The organism is Microcystis sp. M53603_WE2, from assembly GCF_030065435.1.
In genome coordinates, this window is record NZ_JASJFF010001019.1 from 1 (window position 1) to 4,197 (window position 4,197).

General features: G+C 45.8%; 3 protein-coding genes and 1 tRNA gene. 3 read left to right on the forward strand and 1 reads right to left on the reverse strand.

Features of this window, described 5'->3' with window-relative positions:
* Positions 1–232: 232 nt before the first annotated feature.
* Positions 233–619 carry a DUF4359 domain-containing protein gene (locus PX481_RS21455; RefSeq protein WP_288095891.1) on the reverse strand — a complete coding sequence of 129 codons (387 nt, stop codon included), beginning with the start codon at positions 617–619 and terminating at the stop codon, positions 233–235.
* A gap of 102 nt (positions 620–721) precedes the next feature.
* On the opposite strand from PX481_RS21455, the gene PX481_RS21460 reads away from it, so the two are divergent.
* The 3 genes from PX481_RS21460 to PX481_RS21470 all read left to right on the forward strand — a co-directional run bounded on the left by PX481_RS21460 (position 722) and on the right by PX481_RS21470 (position 3,502).
* Positions 722–794 (forward strand) — tRNA-His (locus PX481_RS21460).
* 505 nt (positions 795–1,299) lie between these two features.
* Positions 1,300–2,244: an isoaspartyl peptidase/L-asparaginase gene (locus PX481_RS21465; protein WP_002757342.1), complete on the forward strand. Its 945-nt coding sequence runs from the start codon at positions 1,300–1,302 to the stop codon at positions 2,242–2,244.
* 70 nt (positions 2,245–2,314) lie between these two features.
* The gene (locus tag PX481_RS21470) at positions 2,315–3,502 is read left to right on the forward strand and encodes an FtsW/RodA/SpoVE family cell cycle protein (RefSeq protein ID WP_288027106.1); all 1,188 of its coding nucleotides are present in this window, start codon (positions 2,315–2,317) and stop codon (positions 3,500–3,502) included.
* Positions 3,503–4,197 lie beyond the last annotated feature (695 nt).

Consider the following 4,197-nt stretch of genomic DNA (forward strand, 5'->3'; position numbering starts at 1 on the left):
ATTCGCCTAGCAATTGCCCCTTTACCAGCATTTTTCCTGATCATTAGCTTAATTCTTGCCTATTTTTATCCAATTACTCGCCAAGTTCACGCCGAAATTTTAGACCAATGAGCAGCAAGAAGACAAGAAGAAAAGTAGGCCTTACTGAATCAAGCTATGAATGCCAACTGTGCATCTTATCCAAAAGTTAGTTTGGGTCTAGGTTTTAAAAATCCCCACACCCATGGCCTGATTACAGTTCTAAAGCTTCGTAGATGTATAATTTATTCAAAAAACCGACGCTGCTGAAGTGGTAACTAGGTAAAGGGGGAGGGAACCATAATTCCGTTTGATAAACACTGAAAATGAGAAAATTCTTTCTAGTAGTCTTGCTGGCGATCGCTTCTTGTAGAAAAGGTTGACCCGTATCCACCAACATTTTACAGTAACCCCGCAAGAGAGCTTGCACATCGAGGGAAGCTTGCGCCCGAGCGCAGACATTATCCCTAAGATAGCTAGTTAACCTCTGGGAAGCGTATTGTTCGTAATCTTGACGATTGGGGTTAGTTGTCAGCAATATCCCCGCAATTCCCCCTAAAACCACTCCTAACACTATTCCCCCTAACCGCGCCAATTTCATAAGCTCTCAAATCATCACTCACTTACCCTAACCATAGCCTGAATTAGGATAAAAAACCTCTTGTCAACCATTCGTCTTGTGCTATACTCGAAAAGGTGTACGGCGAGCGTAGCCAAGTGGTTAAGGCAGTGGATTGTGGTTCCACCACTCGGGGGTTCAAGTCCCCTCGTTCGCCCTCTTTTCAAGGCTCGTTGATAATTAGGCTTTGAGGGGGTTGATTGGCACTTACCCACTCAAATCCCCAATCAATTCGTTAACCTCAAAATAGTCTTTATGTACTGATAAATTTCGGTGAGAACGGTCAATGTGTTGGCTAGACTGTATTTGAGACAATTGAGCAAATTCTCGCTTCCAGAAAGGAGCGAACGGTGAGTAATTAGGGTTGGCTGAATAAATCTGAAAACCTTGTTGGGTAACACTTTTAGATCTTTTGTCAATCAAAAAGTACCGGATCTGGGAGTGATCGGGGCAAAATCCCTGGACTTTTTCCCTGAAAATTAGGTAATTGAACCCCTGAAAATGGGTAAAACCCCACACCCCACACCCCACACCCCGCACCCTGTCCCCACGAAAAACTTTTTGCCGCAAACCCTACTTACCGGTTAAGACGGCACTGGCGAAGCGGAGTAGCGATAACGTGATAGTTTAGATCCGATCGGTAATGTGATATTGGGACAATAATGACCAAAGTAAATCCGAAGTTAATTATTCATGGGGGAGCGAGTTCCCTAGAGGACAAAGGTGGTTTAGAATCAGTCCGCGATTCTCTCCGGGGGATTGTTAAGAATATTTACAACCTCCTTGACAATGGTGCTAGTGCTGTGGAGGCGGTGACAAAAGGATGTATGTTACTGGAGGATGAACCGCGATTTAATGCCGGGACCGGTTCGGTGGTGCAATCGGACGGTCAGGTGCGAATGAGTGCAGCCTTGATGGATGGTCGTCACCAGCGTTTAAGCGGTGTCATTAACGTCTCGCGGGTACAGAATCCCATTAGCCTGGCTCAATTTCTCCAAAGTCAAGAGGATCGCATTCTCTCGGAAATTGGAGCTGCAGATCTGGCCCGAGAATTACAAATTCCCCTCTATGATCCCCTCACCGATTATCGGATTCAAGAATGGATGGAGGAAAGAAAGACGAATTTTAATCGCAAAATGGCCCGTTTATTCGCCGATTCGTCAGCACAACGGGGAACTATCGGGGTAGTGGCCCTTGATCAACAAGGAGACATCGCCGCCGGAACTTCTACCGGAGGGAAGGGATTAGAAAGAATCGGTCGCGTTAGTGACAGTGCCATGCCGGCCGGCAATTATGCGAATCCATGGGCCGGCGTAAGTTGTACGGGAGTCGGGGAAGATATTATCGATGAGTGTTTAGCCGCTAAGGTGGTCATTCGCGTCACCGATGGTTTTTCCCTCGCCGCTGCCGTGGAGAAATCGATGCGCGAATCCCAAACCAATGGTCGGGATCTGGGCATGATTTCCCTTGATCGTCAGGGGAATATTGTTTGGGGGAAAACGGCGGAAATTCTCTTGGCTGCCTATCACGACGGTCAGGCGATCGGTGATACCCTAGAATGGCACGGTGAAAATGTCGGTTTAATCGGTCATGTCGCCGTCGGATAGTGGAACAAACTGCGATCGAGCCTAGTCTTTTCGGTTAATCTGTACAAGATACTTCTTCTCGAAAATCTCCGTGTGGCAATACATTATTCCTATTTTTGACCCCGATGTGAAAAACTGGTCAGCCGAAGCGCGATTATTGCGCTGGATGACTTTTTTGTGGCTGTTAGTCGGGTTAGTGGTGCTTTTTTCCGCTTCCTACGCTCTGGCTGACAGTCGCTTTGATAACGGACTATACTATTTTATCCGCCAATTAATCTGGCTTTGGATTGGCTTAATTGGCTTTAATTTCCTGGTGCGATTGCCGATCGAGAAACTCCTCAAAATCGCACCCTGGATGATTTTATTAGTTTTAGGATTAATTTTGATCACTCTTATCCCCGGTTTGGGAACTAATATCAACGGTGCCACCCGTTGGATTAAAATCGGGCCGATTCTCTTGCAACCGTCGGAATTTATGAAACCGTTTCTCGTCCTGCAAGGGGCGGCGGTTTTCGGTGGTTGGCCGCGTTTAAATGTCAATCAACGGTTAACTTGGATCGCTATTTTTGGGCTAATTCTAGCGGGCATCCTCTTACAACCTAACTTGAGTACCACTGCTCTGTGTGGTATAACTCTCTGGCTGATCGCTCTTGCCTCCGGTCTGCCTTTATCCTACATGACCAGCACCGCTTTACTGGGTGTAACTATGGCCGTGGTTAGTGTTACTTTCCGCGAATACCAGAGAAAACGGATTTTGTCTTTCTTAAACCCCTGGCAGGATCCCCGGGGTGATGGTTATCAATTAGTGCAGAGTTTACTGGCGATCGGTTCTGGCGGAACCACCGGCAGCGGTTACGGTTTATCCCTACAAAAATTATCTTATCTACCCTTCCCGGATACGGATTTTATTTTCGCTGTCTTTGGCGAGGAATTTGGTTTTATTGGCGGTATTTTACTGTTAATCATGCTATTTCTCTACGCTACTCTCGCCCTCATCGTGGCGGTTAAATGTCGTCATCGCATCAAAAAATTAGTGGCGATCGGGGCGATGGTAATTTTAATCGGTCAATCCCTGTTAAATATCGGTGTGGCTACTGGTTCTTTACCCACTACCGGCTTACCTTTCCCTCTCTTTAGTTATGGCGGCAGTTCCAGTTTAGCCAGTCTCTTTTTAGCCGCCCTCTTAATCCGCGTGGCTAGGGAAGAAAATGACCCCGATCCGGTTTCCACCATTAAAAAAAGTCCTCAGAAAATTGTCTCGGTTTTCAGTCATCAGTGATGGATTGGGAATTATGAATTATGAAGTGGGGAAGTGGGGAAGCTGTCTCATCACCCTATCACCCCAAAACCCCCCGCAACGCGCAAGCAGTGACCCCCCTATCTCCTGATTCCTGACTCCTCACCCAATGTTCGACAAAGATAAGTAAAAATTATTGATTGACTCCAAAAACTTGAGAATATTTAAATTAACATTCCGCAATATTTACAAATTCTTAAGAATTAATTGAGAAAGATTTTTATTTAACAACGATGTTACAATGGTGACAGCGATTTGATAGAATTTCATAATCGGTTATTCTGTGCTTTTTTGGGTAGCAATGGTTGAAACCCTTGCCACACCTACAGGGTGATCCTAATTAAGACGGGTAAATCAGTCAATTTCACGGGCAACGATGATCTTTTTTTTGTGTAGTTTTATTGCAAAAAAAAAGTTTTTTTGACAAAAAGCACAAAGTATGATATTAGCCCAATGGACTTCTGGCTGCGAGTAATTATTGCAGAGAAGGGAAAGGGGAAAGGGGAGAAGGGAGAGGGGAGAAGGGAGAATAAATAGGGTTTGCGGCAAAAAGTTTTTCCTGGGGGCAGGGTGTGGGGTGTCGGGTTTGACCCATTTTCAGGTGGTCAATTACCTAGGGTTTGCGGCAAAAAGTTTTTCCTGGGGGCAGGGTGTGGGGTGTGGGGTGTGGGGTGTGG